The following is a 16049-nucleotide window of genomic DNA, read 5'->3' as shown; positions in this document are numbered from 1 at the left end:
CAAAATTTGGGGTTGCTGCGCAACCCAGCGGGAGCAAGCTCCCTCGCCACAGGTTTTGTATTACAAAGCCAAGGGTGCCCGTTCGCAGAGGGTACTCAACGCCTTCGCCCACTGCGGCTCATCATTGAGACAAGGCACCAACACCAACTCTTCTCCCCCCGCCTCGCGGAACTGCTCACGACCGCGATCACCGATTTCCTCCAAGGTTTCGATGCAGTCGGCGACGAACGCCGGGCACATCACCAACACCTTCTTCACGCCGCTTTTAGCCAGCTCCTCCAAGCGCGCCTCGGTGTAGGGCTCGATCCACTTGGCCCGCCCCAACCGCGACTGGAACGACACCGACCATTTGCCGTCCGCCAGCCCCATGCGTTGGGCGAACAGTTCGGCCGTACGGATGCATTGCGCGCGGTAACAGGTCGCCATGACCTCCGGCGGTGCGTTCTTGCAACAATCGGCATCCTTGAAGCAATGAAACCCCGTCGGGTCGAGCTTGGTCAGGTGCCGTTCCGGCAGACCGTGGAAACTCAACAACAGATGATCGTGCGCCTGCATCAGGTACGGCTTGGCGCTGGCCACCAGGGCGTCGAGGTATTCCGGCTGATCGTAGAACGGCTGGAGGATCGAAAACTGCACATCGAGTTTCTTTTCCCGCACGACCCGCTTGGCCTCCTCGATCACCGTGGTCACGGTGCTGTCGGCGAACTGCGGGTACAACGGCGCCAACGTGATCTTCTTGTGACCCTGGCTCGCCAGCCGCACCAGCGTCGATTCAATGGACGGCTCGCCATAACGCATCGCCAGTTCCACCGGGCCCTGGGTCCACTGCGCGGTCATGATTTGCTGCAGCCGGCGACTGAGCACCACCAGCGGCGAACCCTCCTCCCACCAGATCGAGGCGTAGGCATGGGCTGACTGCTCGGGACGCTTGACCAGGATCAGCGATACCAGCAAGCGCCGCACCGGCCATGGCAGGTCGATGACATACGGATCCATCAGGAATTGATTGAGGTAGCGGCGCACATCGGCCACCGAGGTGGAGGCAGGCGAACCCAGATTCACCAGAAGCAACGCGTGATCGGTCATGCAACGTCCTATTTCAAAGGCGGCTGGACAAGTCTTCCAGGGCCGCAGGCAAATCAGTGAACCGGAATGTGAAACCCGCCGCCTGCAATCGGGCCGGCGTGGCGCGCTGGCCGCCGAGCAACAGCAAGGACAATTCCCCCAGCGTGACCTTCAGCGCAAGCTCTGGCATCGGCACCACGGCCGGCCGATGCAAGACGCGCCCCAGGGCCTTGGCAAAATCGCGGTTGCGCACCGGGTTCGGCGCGCACGCATTATAAGGACCGCTGGCATCGGTGCGGTGCAGAAGAAAATCAATCAGGGCGATTTGATCGTCAATGTGAACCCATGGCATCCACTGCCGACCATTGCCGATACGCCCGCCCAGCGCCAGTTTGAACGGCAGCAGCAGCCGCGACAAAAAGCCGCCCTCGGCAGACAGGACCAGGCCGGTACGCACCAGCACCACGCGCAGGCCCAAGGCCTCGGCCCGCTGCGCGGTTTCTTCCCAGGCGATGCACAACTGGCTGGCGAAATCTTCGCTCACCGGCCCCGACTCCTCGGTCAACTCACGCTCACCACCGTCGCCGTACCAGCCCACCGCGGAACCGGAAATCAACACCTGCGGTCTCTGCTCGCAACGCTCCAGCCAGGCCAGCAAAACTTCCGTCAACGTGATGCGGCTGCTCCACAACAACATCTTGCGTTTGTGGCTCCAGGGACGGTCGGCAATCGGCGCTCCCGCGAGGTTGACCACCGCATCCACCGGCTCGTCAATTTCGTCGAGCCTGGCGACGCCCCGCACCGATGTCCCGCAGATTTTCGCCACTTCTTCGGATCGACGACTCCATACCGTCAAGCGATGCCCCTGCTGCAACCAGAGGCGGCAGAGCTGACGTCCGATCAAACCAGTACCGCCGGTCAGCAATATGTGCATGAGATGTTCCTCGCATCGCGTTTTACCCGGCCCATTAGTCTATTTTTATAGGTAGGGATTTTTCGTATCGGACAGGGTCTGTGTTTAACAATAGGACAACCTATCCAAACGCGAACGGTAAAACTTATACCAAAAACCCGAATTGTACAGGTTTAAACGACGGCGTAGTCTGTACAGAAAGGTAAACGAGGCCCTCATGACTGTACCTATCGCAATCATCGGCACCGGCATCGCCGGACTTTCAGCCGCCCAGGCCCTGACGGAGGCCGGGCATGTCGTTCAACTCTTCGATAAAAGCCACGGCAGTGGCGGACGCATGTCGAGCAAGCGCAGCGATGCCGGCGCGCTGGACATGGGCGCGCAATACTTCACGGCCCGCGACCGCCGCTTTGTCACGGAGGTCCAGCGCTGGCAAGCCAACGGCTGGGCCGCGGAATGGAACCCGCAGCTCTACAACTTCCAGAATGGACAATTGAGCCCATCGCCGGACGAGCAGACCCGTTGGGTCGGCACCCCGCGCATGAGCGCCATCACCCGCGCCTTGCTCGACAAGCTGCAAGTGCAGTTTTCCTGCCGGATCACCGAGGTCTACCGCGGCCAGGAGCATTGGCATCTGCAGGACGCGGAAGGTTTCACCCACGGCCCCTTCGGCCATGTCGTGATCGCCACCCCCGCCCCCCAGGCCACCGCATTGCTGGCGGCCGTACCGAAGCTGGCCGCAGTGGCCGCCGGCGTGAAGATGGACCCGACCTGGGCCGTGGCGCTGGCTTTCGAAGCACCGCTGGATACGCCCATGGAGGGCTGCTTCGTACAGGACAGTCCGCTGGACTGGTTGGCACGTAACCGCAGCAAACCGGGACGCGACAGCAAGCTCGACACTTGGGTCCTGCACGCCACCAGCGACTGGAGCCGGCAGCACATCGACCTGTCCAAGGAAGCGGTGATCGAACACCTGCACGGCGCGTTCGCTGAGCTGCTGCACAGCGCGATGCCCGCCCCGAGTTTCAGCGTGGCCCATCGCTGGCTTTACGCCCGTCCCGCCGGCAGCCATGAATGGGGCGCCCTGGCCGATGCCGACCTGGGCCTGTATGTGTGCGGCGACTGGTGCCTGTCCGGCCGGGTCGAAGGCGCCTGGCTCAGCGGCCAGGAGGCAGCACGTCGCCTGCATGCCAGCCTGCAGTAGATCGCGCGTTAGCGCTCATCATCCGCTGCTGTCGAACAAGACAGCAGCCTGCCTGCAACACCCATTGCGCCACCCCCTTGAATAAAATCCGGTTGACTTGCAGACATTCGGACCTATGATGAAAATATTGTACAGAAGAAAAAAACTGTACAAGATTTAGCTATCAGAGGCCATCCATGTCCAACGCAGCCATCGCCAAACCCAGAATCGCCATCAGCGCCTGCCTGATGGGAGCTGAAGTTCGCTTCAATGGCGGACACAAGCAATCGCCATTGTGCAGCCGCACCCTCGTCGATTATTTCGATTTCGTGTCGGTGTGCCCTGAAGTCGCTATCGGCCTGGGCATTCCCCGGGAACCGATCCGCCTGGTGGGCGACCCCGAACACCCCGAGGCGCTCGGCACGGTGAATCGCGACCTCAACGTGACCCGGCCACTGGCTGACTATGGGCAGCAGATGGCGGGTGAGCTGGAGGACATCTGCGGCTACATCTTCATGCAGAAATCGCCCTCCTGCGGACTGGAGCGGGTCAAGGTCTATGACTACAACGGCGTGACCCAGGACGGCGGCGGGCGCGGCATCTATGCCCAGGCCTTTTGCGAACGCCATCCCGACCTGCCGGTGGAGGAAGACGGTCGCCTCAACGACCCGGTGCTACGGGAAAACTTCCTGACCCGGGTGTTTGCCTATGCCGCCTGGCAATCCTTGCGCCGCCAGGGCCTGACCCGTCGCGACCTGATCGAATTTCACGCGCGCTACAAATACCTGCTCATGGCGCACAACCCGGAGCAGTACAAGGCCCTGGGCAAACTGCTGGGCACCATGGGCAAGGCCGACGCCAATGAGCTAGGCCCACGCTACTTCAGCGCATTGATGGCCGCCTTGAAGAAGTGCGCCACCCGCCGCACCCACACCAATGTGCTGCAACACCTGAGCGGGTACCTCAAGCGCGACATCGACGCAGAGGACAAACAGGAGGTGCAGCACCTCATCGGGCAATATCGCCTCGGCATCGTGCCCTTGGTGGTGCCGCTGACGTTGCTCAAGCATCACCTGCGCCAGCATCCCGATCCTTACTTGGCGCAGCAGGTCTACCTGCAACCGCACCCGGAAAACCTCAGTTTGAGAAACGCTATCTAATGAAGAACGACCCCGACGCCAGCGCCCGCGAAGACTTGGGGGCCGATTTTGCCCAGGCCTTGGCCCAAGGCTGGCTGCCCATCCGCGAAGTCGCCCGGCAGACCGGTGTCAACGCCATCACGCTGAGGGCCTGGGAACGCCGGTACGGCCTGATCGTGCCGCACCGCACTCCCAAGGGACACCGACTGTTCAATGCCGAGCATGTACAACGGATCCGGAACATCCTCACATGGATCGATCGTGGCGTTGCGGTGAGCAAGATCAAACCGTTGCTGGATACACCACCGCCGACCGAAACCACGCAGCCGGCGGAGAACGACTGGCAGCGTCAGCGCCACGCCCTGGTGCTGGCGGTGACGCAACTGGCCGAGCGCCAGATCGACGACCTGGTCAACCAGGCGATGGCGCTGTATCCGCCCTGGACCGTGTGCGAACAATTGCTCCTGCCACTGCTGGCCGACCTGCACCTGCGCTGGCAAGGCCAGTTCGGTGCGCAGTTGGAACGGGTTTTCCTGTACTCGTGGCTGCGTAGCAAGTTCGGCAGCCGGATCTATCACAACAACCGCCAACTGCGCGGCGCGCCCTTGTTGCTAGTCAATCATTCGGACTTGCCCCTGGAGCCGCACCTGTGGCTCACCGCCTGGCTGGCCAGCAGCGCCGACTGCCCAGTGGAAGTGCTCGACAGCCCGCTCCCGGCGGGCGAGCTGGCCCTGGCGGTCGAACGTCTCAAGGCCCGTGGCGTCCTGTTGTATTCCAGTCACGCCCTCAACCTGTCCCAACTGCCCAAGCTATTGGGCGCAATTGATTGCCCAATCATCATTGCCGGCCCAGCCGCGTCGATCCACCACGCCCGGCTATCCACAGGCGTCTCGATGATCGAGGTGTCCTGGGCCGAAGACCCGCTATCGGCTCACCGCGAACTGAGTCGCCGAGAACTCCTTTAGATGAAGAACAGCATGCGATTGATCTGGCTGCGCAGCGACTTGCGCCTGCGCGACAACACCGCCCTGGCGGCCACCGCAGCCCAAGGGCCTTGTGTGGCGGTGTACCTGACCAGCCCCGAGCAATGGCGTGCCCATGACGACGCCCCGTGCAAGATCGATTTCTGGCTGCGCAACCTCGGCGCGTTGAGCGCGGCCCTGGATGAATTGAACGTCCCACTCTTGATCCGCGAGGCAGCGCATTGGCACCAGGCGCCACAGGTATTGCTCACGCTATGTCGCGAACTGAACGTCGACGCCGTGCATGTCAATGAAGAGTACGGCGTGAATGAAACGCGACGCGACACCGAGGTCGCCCGCGCATTGAATGATCAGGGCATTGAGTTTCACAGTCATCTCGACCAACTGCTGTTCAAGCCCGGCAGCGTGCTGACCAAGACCGGCAATTATTTCCAGGTGTTCAGTCAGTTCCGCAAGGTCTGCTACAACCGTCTGCACTTCTCATTGCCGAGCCTGGTCGCCACACCGCCGCGGCAGGCCCCCACCGGCATTGCCCGCGACCCGGTGCCGACGCAAGTCGATGGATTCGCCCCGCCCAGTGAAGCATTGCGCGACCTCTGGCCCGCGGGTGAAACCGAAGCCCGACGGCGCCTGGACAGCTTTGTCGACCAGCACCTCGACGATTACCAGCACCAACGGGACTTCCCGGCCCGGCCCGGCACCAGCCAACTCTCGGCCTACCTGGTGGCCGGGGTGGTGTCGCCGCGTCAGTGCCTGCATGCCGCGCTACAAGCCAACCAGGGAGAATTTGAGAGTGGAAATGCCGGAGTTTTGACCTGGATCAATGAATTGCTCTGGCGCGAATTCTACAAACACATTCTCGTGGGTTATCCACGCGTGTCGCGTCATCGCGCGTTCCGTCCGGAAACCGAGGCCCTGGCGTGGCGCAAGGCCCCGGCGGAACTTGAGGCCTGGAAACAGGCACGCACCGGCCTGCCGATCATCGATGCGGCCATGCGCCAATTGTTGGAGACCGGCTGGATGCACAACCGTTTACGGATGGTCGTGGCCATGTTTTTGACCAAGAACCTGTTGATCGATTGGCGCGAAGGCGAGCGCTTTTTCATGCAGCACCTGATCGACGGCGACTTGGCCGCCAACAATGGCGGCTGGCAGTGGAGCGCCTCCACCGGCACCGATTCGGCGCCCTGGTTTCGCATCTTCAATCCGTTGAGCCAGTCGGAAAAATTCGACCGCGACGGGCTATTCATCAAGCGCTGGTTACCTGAGTTGAACGATCTCGATAAACAAAGTGTCCACCACCCTAATGCGCAGGGCGAATTGTTTGACAATACAAACTACCCGGCACCGATTGTTGATCTGGCCCAATCCCGGGCACGTGCGCTGGCAGCGTTCAGAAACCTGCCGACGCGACAGGACGCAGCCCTTGGAGGGATGGGCGATTAGCGAACATGAAATTGCCAGCCTTCGGGGTGCATTATTTATCCGCTGACATATAGTCTTACTAAACGCAGGAGCTCCACTGAAGCGGTGTATCAAAGCCCTGCGCAAGCGAAAGGAGTATGAAATGGGTCTACGACCGCCACGGCGCTATTGGCTTACCGGGGCTGGCAACGGAATCGGCGCTTCGCTGGCTGAAGCGCTACTCGAGACAGGTGCCTGCCTGGCCGTCAGTTCGCGCTCGGCCCGATCGTGCGAAACCCTTTCGATACGTTATCCAGGACAGGTGCTGATAGCGCCCGGCAATTTGACCGACAGCCAGACCGTGCGCGAGATCGGCGAACACATCACTCGACATTGGGGCGCGCTGGATCAGGTGATCCTCAATGCAGGTACCGCTGAGTACGTTGACGGACAGCCCGCCGATCACACATTGATCGAGCATATCGTGCGCAGCAACCTGCTGGCCGCCAGCTTCTGCATCGAAGTGGCGATGCCCTTGTTGCGCGCCGGGATCGAACCTCATCTGGTGGGTATTGCCAGCCCGGCGACTTACGTGCCGCCTTCGCAAATCGAAGCGGGGGGAAACGGAATGCGTCATCTGTTCGAATCGGCTCGCACAGCACTGTCCGGCGCAGGTATCGACGTGACCTTGGTACACCCTGGCTTCGATGGCCCATCGCCGGGGACCGACGATTGTTTCCCAGCCCCGACTCACTGGTCGCCGGAAGAAGCGGCGCGGCATGTGCTGAATCAATTGGTCGACCGCCCCCGGGAAGTTGCGCTCCCCATCGCGTCCATGACCGCGCTCTGGCCCTTGCCTTCCTGCACCGAAACCCTACTGGCCGACATCGACGCGGGCTTGGCAAAAAACGGCTATCCGATCAAGGGACGCCCCTGAGCCGCCGATTGCCTTACACTGCGCGCCATGAAAACCATCCCCCTCCATGAAGTCCCGACACCGGCCGTCACGTGCTCGACGTGCGCGGCGTGCTGCTGCCAACTGGAAGTGATGCTGATCACCGACACCGGAGTCCCGGAGCGATTTATCGACACGGACGATTGGGGCGGGGAAGTGATGCTGCGGCTTGACGACGGGTGGTGCGCAGCACTGGATCGCGACAGCATGATGTGCACCATCTACGAAAAGCGCCCACTGATCTGCCGCGAGTTTGAAATGGGTGCACCGGAATGCCTGGAAGAACGCCAAGGCATTGCCACGGCGTATCGGTAGAAGATGCTCGGCTTTTGAGGGCATGCAGCGCTATTCACTCAGCAGGATGATAAACCTGTGGCGAGGGAGCTAGCTCCCGCTTGAGTGCGAAGCGCTCATAAAACAGGCTGCTGCGCAGCCAGCGGGAGCAAGCTCCCTCGCCACAATGAATCAAACAACCCTTAAGTGAGCAACATTGCCAAGGGTTCGAGCTTTACAACGGCATCGTGTAGTGCAGCGCGTAGCTTTCCACACCATCGTTGGTCGACTTGATACCCGCGTTGGAGTAGTGAGTGGCGCGAATGCCCACTTCATGTCCGCCATTGAAGCGCAGGCCGAACCCGATGCGATCTTCGAACTGAAAGGCCGTGCCAAGCTTGTTGTCTTCCACTTGGGTATTGGCGAACAACGCCACGCCGATACCCGCCTCAATGTAAGGCTTCACGTTCTGGCCGGAAAATTCATACACGAACACGGGCGAGAACGACAGGCTGTGGTTGCTGGATGCTTCGTCCCCGTCCCAATAGGTATAGGCGCCGCTCCAGTAGCCCGTCAGGCGACCGACATCACTTTGCAGCCAACTCTTGTCCCAGTCGAATTGCATGCCCAGGCGATAGGTCATGGTCGAGTCACTGGTCTGGCCAACCCCAAATTCCACACCCGCTGCCTGCGCAGTGTAAGTGTGCCCCATCAACGCAGCCGCAAACGCGGCAAAGCAGAATAAGCGCTTCATTAGAAACATCCTTTTCCGAACAGACTTAGTAGATTTTGTTACAAACACACAAAGCTATAGAAATCCGCGCTAAAACAGAAGTTCAGCAGAAATTACATAATTTTCACGTTTTTTTTACAGATCGAAGCTTCCCACAACGCCAGACGAATGCCATAGCGTTGGTAGGATTTTTCTTAGATGTGCCGGATCTGCACTCGTCCAGAAGTGCGTTTCGCTGGCCGGTCCTTCAGCCAACAGCCCACGCTCAATCAACAGGCGCTGAAGTTGCCGGGCCACCGCGGCACCCGTGTCGATGAGACTGATGTGCTCAGGCACCATCCGCGCGAGCAACGGCTTGAGGAATGGATAATGCGTGCACCCCAGGATCAGCGTATCGCAGCCGGCCGCCAGCAGAGGCTCGACGTACTGTTGTAGCAACTGATACAAGGCCGGGCTCTGCAGGTCACCCGTTTCGATCAGTTCCACCAGACCCGGACACGGCTGCGTGATGACCCGCACATCGGTGGCGAAACGGTCGAGCAACGCGGCGAATTTGGCGCTCTGCAAAGTGCCGGTGGTGGCCAACACGCCGACGATACCGCTGCGGGTCGCAGCGGCCGCAGGCTTGACCGCCGGCTCCATGCCAACGATGGGCCAATGGGGAAAATCACGGCGCAGATCGGCAACGGCAGCCACCGTTGCAGTGTTGCAGGCAACGACCAACGCCTTGGCGCCCTGGCCCAGTAGAAAGTCGGCAATGATCGCGCAGCGTTGTCGGATGTATTCCGGAGTTTTTTCGCCGTAGGGAATATGCCCACAGTCAGCCACATACAACAGCGATTCATTGGGCAGCAGTCGACGGATCTCCCCCAGCACCGACAGCCCGCCGACACCCGAGTCGAGCACACCGACCGGCGCTTCACTCATGTGGCTCACCGCAGACGCTGCACCCCGGGTCACGCTTGACCCGCAGTTCACGGAATCGCGTCCCCAAGGCATCGATCAACAGCAGGCGCCCCACCAGCGGCTCACCGAAACCGACCAGCAACTTCAAGGCTTCAAGGGCTTGCAGACTGCCCACCAACCCCACCAGCGGCCCGATCACACCGGCTTCGCTACAGGTCAGTTCGGCTTCGCTGCCGTGACCGTAGAGGCAGTGATAACAAGGGCTTTCAGGGCGGCGCGGGTCGAACACCGACAATTGCCCTTCCAGGCGAATCGCCGCGCCGCTGACCAGTGGCTTACCCGCTGCGACACAGGCCGCGTTCACCGCTTCGCGGGTCGAGAAGTTGTCCGAGCAGTCGAGCACCACATCCACCGCCCCGACCGCCGCGGCCAGGCTGTCTTCGTCCATGGCCGCTCGATGAGGCACCAGCCGAACCTCGGGATTGATCGCCCCCAGCCGCCGCATGGCCGAATCGATCTTGCTCAGGCCGACGCTGTCGGTGTCGTGGATGATCTGGCGTTGCAGGTTGGTCAGGTCGACGCTGTCGAAATCCGCCAGGTGCATCTCGCCCACGCCAGCAGCGGCCAGGTACAACGCCACCGGGGCGCCGAGCCCGCCGAGCCCGATGATCAGCACCCGGCTTTGCTTGAGACACAACTGGCCGTCGATGTCGACGTGCTGCAACAGAATCTGCCGGCTGTAGCGCAACAGCTCCTGATCATTCAGCACGGCAGGCACCCCAAGCTGATGCGTTCATGAGCGCCGAGGTCCTTGCGGCTGTGGACTTGCGTGAAGCCTTGGGCGCTCAACAAACCGCGCACCGCCTCGGCCTGGTCGTAGCCGTGCTCGAGCATCAACCAGCCACCCGGCTCGAGGTGCGCCGGGGCCTGGGCCACGATCTGGCGCAGGTCATCGAGCCCGTCCGGCCCGGCCACCAAGGCGCTGGCCGGCTCGAAACGCACGTCGCCCTCGACCAGGTGCGGATCGCTGGCCGCGATGTACGGCGGGTTGCTAATGATCAACTGGAAACGTTCGTCTTCCAGGGCACTGAACCAGTGGCTGCTCAGTACCGTGACGTTGCGCAGGTCCAGGCGCTGGCGATTGCGCTCGGCCAGGGCCACGGCCTCCAGCACTCGGTCGACCGCCGTGACGCTCCAGGCCGGGCGCTCGCTGGCCAACGCCAGGGCAATCGCGCCACTGCCGGTGCCCAGGTCCAGGACCCGGGCCGGCGTCGCCGGCAACAAGGCCAGTGCGGTTTCCACCAGCAGCTCGGTATCCGGACGCGGGATCAGCGTATGGGGTGCGACTTCCAGATCGAGTTTCCAGAAGCCTTGTTGCCCGAGAATGTAGGCCACCGGCTCGCCGGAACGCCGCCGCCGCAGGTATTCGGAGAACAGCAGTGCCGCCTCGCTGGGCACGATCCGCTCGGGCCAGGTGTGCAGGAAGCTGCGGGACTTGCCCAGGGCTGCGGCCAGCAACAACTCGGCGTCCAACCGTGGCGTGGGCGAATCCGGCAGCTCGGCGGCGCGTAACAGACTGGCGATGATGGTCATTTATTCACCTGTGCTCACTCGCCAATCGCCGCCAACTGGTCGGCCTGGTATTCGGCCAGCAACGGCTCGATCACCGCATCGACGCCACCGGCAAGGATCTCGTCCAGGGAATACAGGGTCAGGTTGACGCGATGGTCGGTGACCCGGCCCTGGGCGAAGTTGTAGGTACGGATCCGCTCGGAACGATCGCCCGAGCCCACCAGCAACTTGCGTTCGCTGGCGATGGCATTGGCGGCGGCGCTGGTCTGCTGGTCGTTGAGCTTGGCCGACAACCAGGCCATGGCCCGCGCGCGGTTCTTGTGCTGGGAACGTTCTTCCTGGCACTCGACCACGATGCCCGAGGGCAAGTGCGTGATACGGATCGCCGAGTCGGTCTTGTTGACGTGCTGGCCGCCCGCGCCGGAAGAACGGTAAGTGTCGACCCGCAGGTCCGCCGGGTTGATCTCGATGGCTTCCTGCTCGTCCGGCTCGGGCAATACCGCCACGGTACAGGCCGAGGTGTGGATACGCCCCTGGGATTCGGTGGCCGGCACGCGTTGCACACGGTGGGCGCCGGATTCGAATTTCAGCTTGCCATAGACATTGTCGCCTTCGACCCGGGCGATGACTTCTTTATAGCCGCCATGTTCGCCCTCGTTCTCCGAGAGAATTTCCACCCGCCAACCGCGACGCTCGGCGTAGCGCGAATACATGCGGAACAGGTCGCCGGAAAAAATCGCCGCCTCGTCGCCGCCGGTGCCGGCACGAATTTCAAGGAACACGTTGCGCCCGTCGTTCGGGTCCTTGGGCAGCAGCATGCGTTGCAAGCTGCTTTCCAGTTCAACCAGTTGCTCCTTGGCTTCGCGGACTTCCTCCACGGCCATTTCGCGCATGTCCGGGTCGCTGTCCTTGAGCAGCGCCTGGGCGCCTTCGAGATCGCCCTGCACTTTAAGCAACTGTTTATAGGTGACGACAATCGGCTCGACTTCCGCGTATTCCTTGGAATAGGTGCGGAATTTGTTCTGGTCGGAAATGACTTCGCCGTCGCCCAGCAAGGCGGTCAGTTCTTCGAAACGGTCCTGGAGGATGTCCAGTTTGTTGAGCAGTGACGCTTTCATTGCGGTTTTTTATCCGAAAAGCTATCCGGTGAGCCCTCACCGAGGGCAAAGAGTTCCTGGGCCATGGCCAGCGCATCGAGGCGGCCCTCGGCGGTCAGTTTCTTGAGCTGGACACTGGGAGCGTGGAGCAATTTGTTGGTCAGGCCGCGAGCCAGTTGCACCAGCACCTCTTCGGCGCTGCCGCCATTGGCCAGCAGGCGCTGGGCCTTTTGCAGCTCCTCGTCGCGCAGGCGTTCGCTCTGTTGACGATACGCCTTGAGCACATCCACCGCAGCCAGCTCGCGCAGGCGGACCATGAAGTCCTCGGCGCCAACGCTGATCATCTCCTCCGCCGCCTGGGCCGCGCCCTGCCGGCTCTTGAGGTTCTCGGCGACCACCTCGTGCAAGTCGTCGACGCTGTAGAGGTAAACGTCGTCCAACTCGCCGACTTCCGGCTCGATGTCCCGGGGAACGGCGATGTCCACCATGAAAATCGGCTTGTGCTTGCGCAGCTTCAGGGCACTTTCCACGGCGCCCTTGCCAAGAATCGGCAACTGGCTGGCGGTGGAACTGATGACAATGTCGCTGTGCACCAGCTCGGCGGGAATGTCCGACAGCAGCACCGCATGGGCACCGAACTGTTCGGCCAGGGTACTGGCCCGCTCCAGGGTGCGGTTGGCAACGACAATGCGTTTCACACCCAGGTCGTGAAGATGGCGGGCGACCAGGGTGATGGTCTCGCCGGCGCCGATCAGTAGCGCCTGGCTGCGTTGCAGATCACTGAAGATCTGTTTCGCCAGGCTGACCGCGGCAAATGCCACGGACACCGGGTTCTCGCCGATGGCGGTGTCGGTGCGCACCTGCTTGGCGGCGTTGAACGTCGCCTGGAACAAGCGCCCCAGCAGCGGGCCGACGGTGCCGGCCTCGCGGGCCACGGCGTAGGCCGACTTCATCTGGCCGAGAATCTGCGGTTCGCCCAGCACCAGCGAGTCCAGCCCCGAGGCTACGCGCATCATGTGACGAACGGCCGCATCGTCTTCGTGCACATAGGCACTGGCACGCAGCTCTTCAAGGCTCAGATCATGGTATTCGGCCAACCAGCGCAACACTGAATCGGACGAAACGTGATCCTGTTCTATATAGAGCTCGCTGCGATTGCAGGTGGAGAGGATCGCAGCTTCGCGGCTGTCGGTCAGTCGGCAGAGCTGCTGCAAGGCCTCGACCAGCTGCTCAGGCGTAAAGGCCACGCGCTCGCGGACGTCTACTGAAGCAGTCTTGTGGTTGATACCGAGTGCAAGGAAGGCCATTCAAGGTCGCTGATGGTGACGAGAAGCCGGCAATTGTCCTACTTCGTCAGATCCAGAACAACTACTCCATCTCTATCGCCCGGCCCTGGAGGGTAAATCGACGGGGCGGTTATGCTTGCCCCAAGGCTTGTGTCATGATGATCCGACCGCAGGTTAGTCGTCCTCTTCCTATATGAATAGATCTTCCGCGTTGCTCCTCGCCCTCGCCGTGCTCAGCGGCTGCCAGTCCATGGCCCCCGTTTCGACGGACGGTACGCCGCCCGTCGAAGACAGCGTGCAGGCCCCTGAAAAACCCAAGGTCTACGGCTCCTTCAGCGAAGAAACCATCTTCAGCCTGTTGAGCGCCGAACTGGCTGGCCAGCGCAATCGCTTCGACATTGCGCTGGACAACTACGTGACCCAGGCCATCAACACCCAGGACCCGGGCATCTCCGAGCGGGCATTTCGCATTGCCGAATACCTGGGCGCCGACCAACCCGCGCTCGATACGGCGCTGATCTGGGCCAGGAACGCCCCGGACGACCTCGAAGCGCAGCGCGCCGCCGCCGTGCAACTGGCCCGGGCCGGGCGCTACGACGACTCCATGGTGTATATGGAGAAGGTCCTGCTGGGCAAGGGCGACACTCATTTCGATTTCCTGGCGCTGTCCGCCGCCGACACCGACCAGGAAACCCGCAACGGCCTGATGAAAAGCTTCGATCGCCTGTTGCAGCGCCACCCGAACAACGGCCAGCTGATTTTCGGCAAGGCCCTGCTGTTGCAACAGGACGGTGACGCCCAGGGCGCCCTCACCCTGCTGGAAGACAACCCGCCGGAAGCCGGCGAAGTGGCGCCGATCCTGTTACGGGCACGCCTGCTGCAAGGCTTGAACCGTGGCGACGAAGCGCTGCCGCTGCTGCAAAAAAGCATCAAGAAGTATCCGGACGACAAGCGCCTGCGCCTCACCTACGCCCGCATGCTGGTGGAAAACAACCGCATGGACGACGCCAAGGTGGAGTTCTCCAGCCTGGTCCAGCAATACCCGGAAGACGACGAGTTGCGCTATTCCCTGGCGCTGGTCTGCCTGGAAGCCAAGGCCTGGGAAGAGGCCAAGGGTTATCTGGAAGACCTGATCGCCCGGGAAAGCCATGTCGACTCGGCCCACCTGAACCTGGGTCGCATCGCCGAGGAACGCAACGACCCCGAGAGCGCACTGATCGAGTACGCCCAGGTCGGCCCGGGCAACGATTATCTGCCGGCGCAGTTGCGCCAGGCCGATATCCTGATCAGCAATGGCAAGACTGCCGATGCCCAGAGCCGCCTCGCCGTACAACGTGATTCCCAACCGGACTACGGCATCCAGCTGTTCCTGATCGAAGCCGAAACCCTGTCGGCCAACAATCAGGGCGACAAGGCCTGGAGCGTGCTGCAACAAGCCTTGAAGCAATACCCGGACGATCTGAACCTGTTGTATACCCGCGCCATGCTGGCGGAAAAACGCAATGACCTGGCCCAGATGGAAAGAGACCTGCGCCTGATCATCCAGCGCGATCCGGACAACGCCATGGCCCTCAACGCCCTGGGCTATACGTTGTCGGATCGCACTACCCGCTACGACGAGGCCAAGCTGCTGATCGAACAGGCCCACCAGATCAATCCGGAAGACCCGGCGGTACTCGACAGCCTGGGCTGGGTGAATTACCGCCTGGGCAATCTCGACGAAGCCGAACGCCTGTTGCGCCAGGCCCTGGAGCGCTTTCCCGACCAGGAAGTCGCCGCTCACCTGGGCGAGGTCCTGTGGGCCAACGGCAAACAACGCGAAGCCCGGCAGATCTGGAGCCGATTCCTCAAGGATCAGCCCGACAGCCCTATCTTGCGCAGCACCATCAAACGCCTGACCGGATCCGAGACTCTTTAAGATTATGTTTTTGCGCCATCTCATCGTTTTCAGCTTCATTGCCCTGCTCGCCGGTTGCGCGGGCTTCGGCGCCCGTGAATCCGTCCAAGGCCAGGGCAACCAGGCCCAGTGGCGCGAGCACAAGCAGCAACTGAGCGGCCTGGACGGCTGGCAGATCGACGGCAAGATCGGCATCCGCGCCCCGAAAGACTCGGGCAGTGGCACGCTGTTCTGGCTGCAACGCCAGGACTACTACGATATTCGCCTGTCGGGTCCGCTGGGTCGTGGTGCGGCCCGCCTGACCGGCCGGCCGGGCCAGGTTTCGCTGGAAGTCGCCAACCAGGGGCGCTACGAGGCGCCCAGCCCCGAAGCGCTGCTGGAAGAACAGCTGGGCTGGAAACTGCCGGTTTCCCACCTGACCTGGTGGGTTCGTGGACTGCCGGCACCGGACAGTAAAAGTCGTCTGACCCTCGACGCCGACAGCCGCCTGTCCAATCTGGAACAGGACGATTGGCAGATCGAATACCTCAGCTATGCCCAGCAGAACGGCTACTGGCTGCCTGAACGCATCAAGCTGCACGGCAGCAACCTCGACGTCACGCTGGTGATCAAGCAATGGCAGCCGCGCAAGCTGGGGCAATGA

General features: G+C 61.9%; 16 protein-coding genes. 8 read left to right on the top strand and 8 right to left on the bottom strand.

Annotated elements, in window-relative coordinates:
- Nucleotides 1–60: 60 nt before the first annotated feature.
- Together hemH and J3361_RS21735 are read right to left on the bottom strand one after the other, a co-directional pair.
- Nucleotides 61–1086 (bottom strand): ferrochelatase, encoded by a 1026-nt coding sequence (hemH, locus tag J3361_RS21740; protein WP_207966262.1) that lies wholly within the window; start codon nt 1084–1086, stop codon nt 61–63.
- A 13-nt stretch (nt 1087–1099) separates the two neighbouring features.
- Entirely contained in the window at nt 1100–1999 is a 900-nt protein-coding gene (locus J3361_RS21735; protein ID WP_207966261.1) for a TIGR01777 family oxidoreductase, read from the bottom strand.
- Nucleotides 2000–2195: 196 nt separating this feature from the next.
- On the opposite strand from J3361_RS21735, the gene J3361_RS21730 reads away from it, so the two are divergent.
- The 6 genes from J3361_RS21730 (at nt 2196) to J3361_RS21705 (ending at nt 7957) form a co-directional block, all read left to right on the top strand.
- A complete protein-coding gene (locus J3361_RS21730; protein WP_207966260.1) occupies nt 2196–3182 on the top strand; it encodes an NAD(P)/FAD-dependent oxidoreductase in 987 nt (328 codons plus the stop codon).
- A gap of 176 nt (nt 3183–3358) precedes the next feature.
- On the top strand, nt 3359–4321 hold the full coding sequence (locus J3361_RS21725) for a DUF523 and DUF1722 domain-containing protein (protein ID WP_207966259.1): 963 nt from the start codon (nt 3359–3361) through the stop codon (nt 4319–4321).
- Nucleotides 4321–5265 carry a MerR family transcriptional regulator gene (locus J3361_RS21720; RefSeq protein ID WP_207966258.1) on the top strand — a complete coding sequence of 315 codons (945 nt, stop codon included), beginning with the start codon at nt 4321–4323 and terminating at the stop codon, nt 5263–5265. Before J3361_RS21725 ends, J3361_RS21720 begins: the two co-directional genes overlap by 1 nt.
- Nucleotides 5266–5277: 12 nt before the next feature.
- Entirely contained in the window at nt 5278–6729 is a 1452-nt protein-coding gene (phrB, locus tag J3361_RS21715) for a deoxyribodipyrimidine photo-lyase (RefSeq protein WP_207966257.1), read from the top strand.
- A 121-nt stretch (nt 6730–6850) separates the two neighbouring features.
- The gene (locus J3361_RS21710; RefSeq protein ID WP_207966256.1) at nt 6851–7624 is read left to right on the top strand and encodes an SDR family oxidoreductase; all 774 of its coding nucleotides are present in this window, start codon (nt 6851–6853) and stop codon (nt 7622–7624) included.
- A 27-nt stretch (nt 7625–7651) separates the two neighbouring features.
- A complete protein-coding gene (locus J3361_RS21705; RefSeq protein WP_207966255.1) occupies nt 7652–7957 on the top strand; it encodes a YkgJ family cysteine cluster protein in 306 nt (101 codons plus the stop codon).
- 193 nt (nt 7958–8150) lie between these two features.
- Here the strand turns inward: J3361_RS21705 and J3361_RS21700 are convergent, their stop codons facing one another.
- From J3361_RS21700 to hemA, 6 genes are all read right to left on the bottom strand, one after another.
- The gene (locus tag J3361_RS21700; RefSeq protein ID WP_053125191.1) at nt 8151–8669 is read right to left on the bottom strand and encodes an acyloxyacyl hydrolase; all 519 of its coding nucleotides are present in this window, start codon (nt 8667–8669) and stop codon (nt 8151–8153) included.
- A 114-nt stretch (nt 8670–8783) separates the two neighbouring features.
- On the bottom strand, nt 8784–9575 hold the full coding sequence (gene murI, locus J3361_RS21695; protein WP_207966254.1) for a glutamate racemase: 792 nt from the start codon (nt 9573–9575) through the stop codon (nt 8784–8786).
- Nucleotides 9568–10323 (bottom strand): molybdopterin-synthase adenylyltransferase MoeB, encoded by a 756-nt coding sequence (locus J3361_RS21690; protein ID WP_207966253.1) that lies wholly within the window; start codon nt 10321–10323, stop codon nt 9568–9570. The genes murI and J3361_RS21690 overlap by 8 nt, the downstream gene beginning before the upstream one ends.
- Nucleotides 10317–11147: a peptide chain release factor N(5)-glutamine methyltransferase gene (prmC, locus tag J3361_RS21685; protein ID WP_207966252.1), complete on the bottom strand. Its 831-nt coding sequence runs from the start codon at nt 11145–11147 to the stop codon at nt 10317–10319. Before prmC ends, J3361_RS21690 begins: the two co-directional genes overlap by 7 nt.
- Nucleotides 11148–11161: 14 nt before the next feature.
- The gene (gene prfA, locus J3361_RS21680; RefSeq protein ID WP_207966251.1) at nt 11162–12244 is read right to left on the bottom strand and encodes a peptide chain release factor 1; all 1083 of its coding nucleotides are present in this window, start codon (nt 12242–12244) and stop codon (nt 11162–11164) included.
- On the bottom strand, nt 12241–13530 hold the full coding sequence (hemA, locus tag J3361_RS21675) for a glutamyl-tRNA reductase (protein WP_186705006.1): 1290 nt from the start codon (nt 13528–13530) through the stop codon (nt 12241–12243). The genes prfA and hemA overlap by 4 nt, the downstream gene beginning before the upstream one ends.
- A 172-nt stretch (nt 13531–13702) precedes the next feature.
- Here hemA and J3361_RS21670 point away from each other — a divergent pair, with 172 nt between their 5' ends.
- Both J3361_RS21670 and lolB read left to right on the top strand, forming a co-directional pair.
- Nucleotides 13703–15427: a tetratricopeptide repeat protein gene (locus tag J3361_RS21670; RefSeq protein WP_207966250.1), complete on the top strand. Its 1725-nt coding sequence runs from the start codon at nt 13703–13705 to the stop codon at nt 15425–15427.
- A gap of 4 nt (nt 15428–15431) precedes the next feature.
- A complete protein-coding gene (lolB, locus tag J3361_RS21665; protein WP_186705004.1) occupies nt 15432–16049 on the top strand; it encodes a lipoprotein insertase outer membrane protein LolB in 618 nt (205 codons plus the stop codon).

Origin of the sequence: Pseudomonas sp. OA65, from assembly GCF_017498305.1 — a bacterium.
Classification (GTDB): Bacteria; Pseudomonadota; Gammaproteobacteria; order Pseudomonadales; family Pseudomonadaceae; genus Aquipseudomonas; species Aquipseudomonas zanjanensis.
Note: the sequence above shows the minus strand (reverse complement) of the source record. Positions and strands in the feature narration are given on the sequence as shown.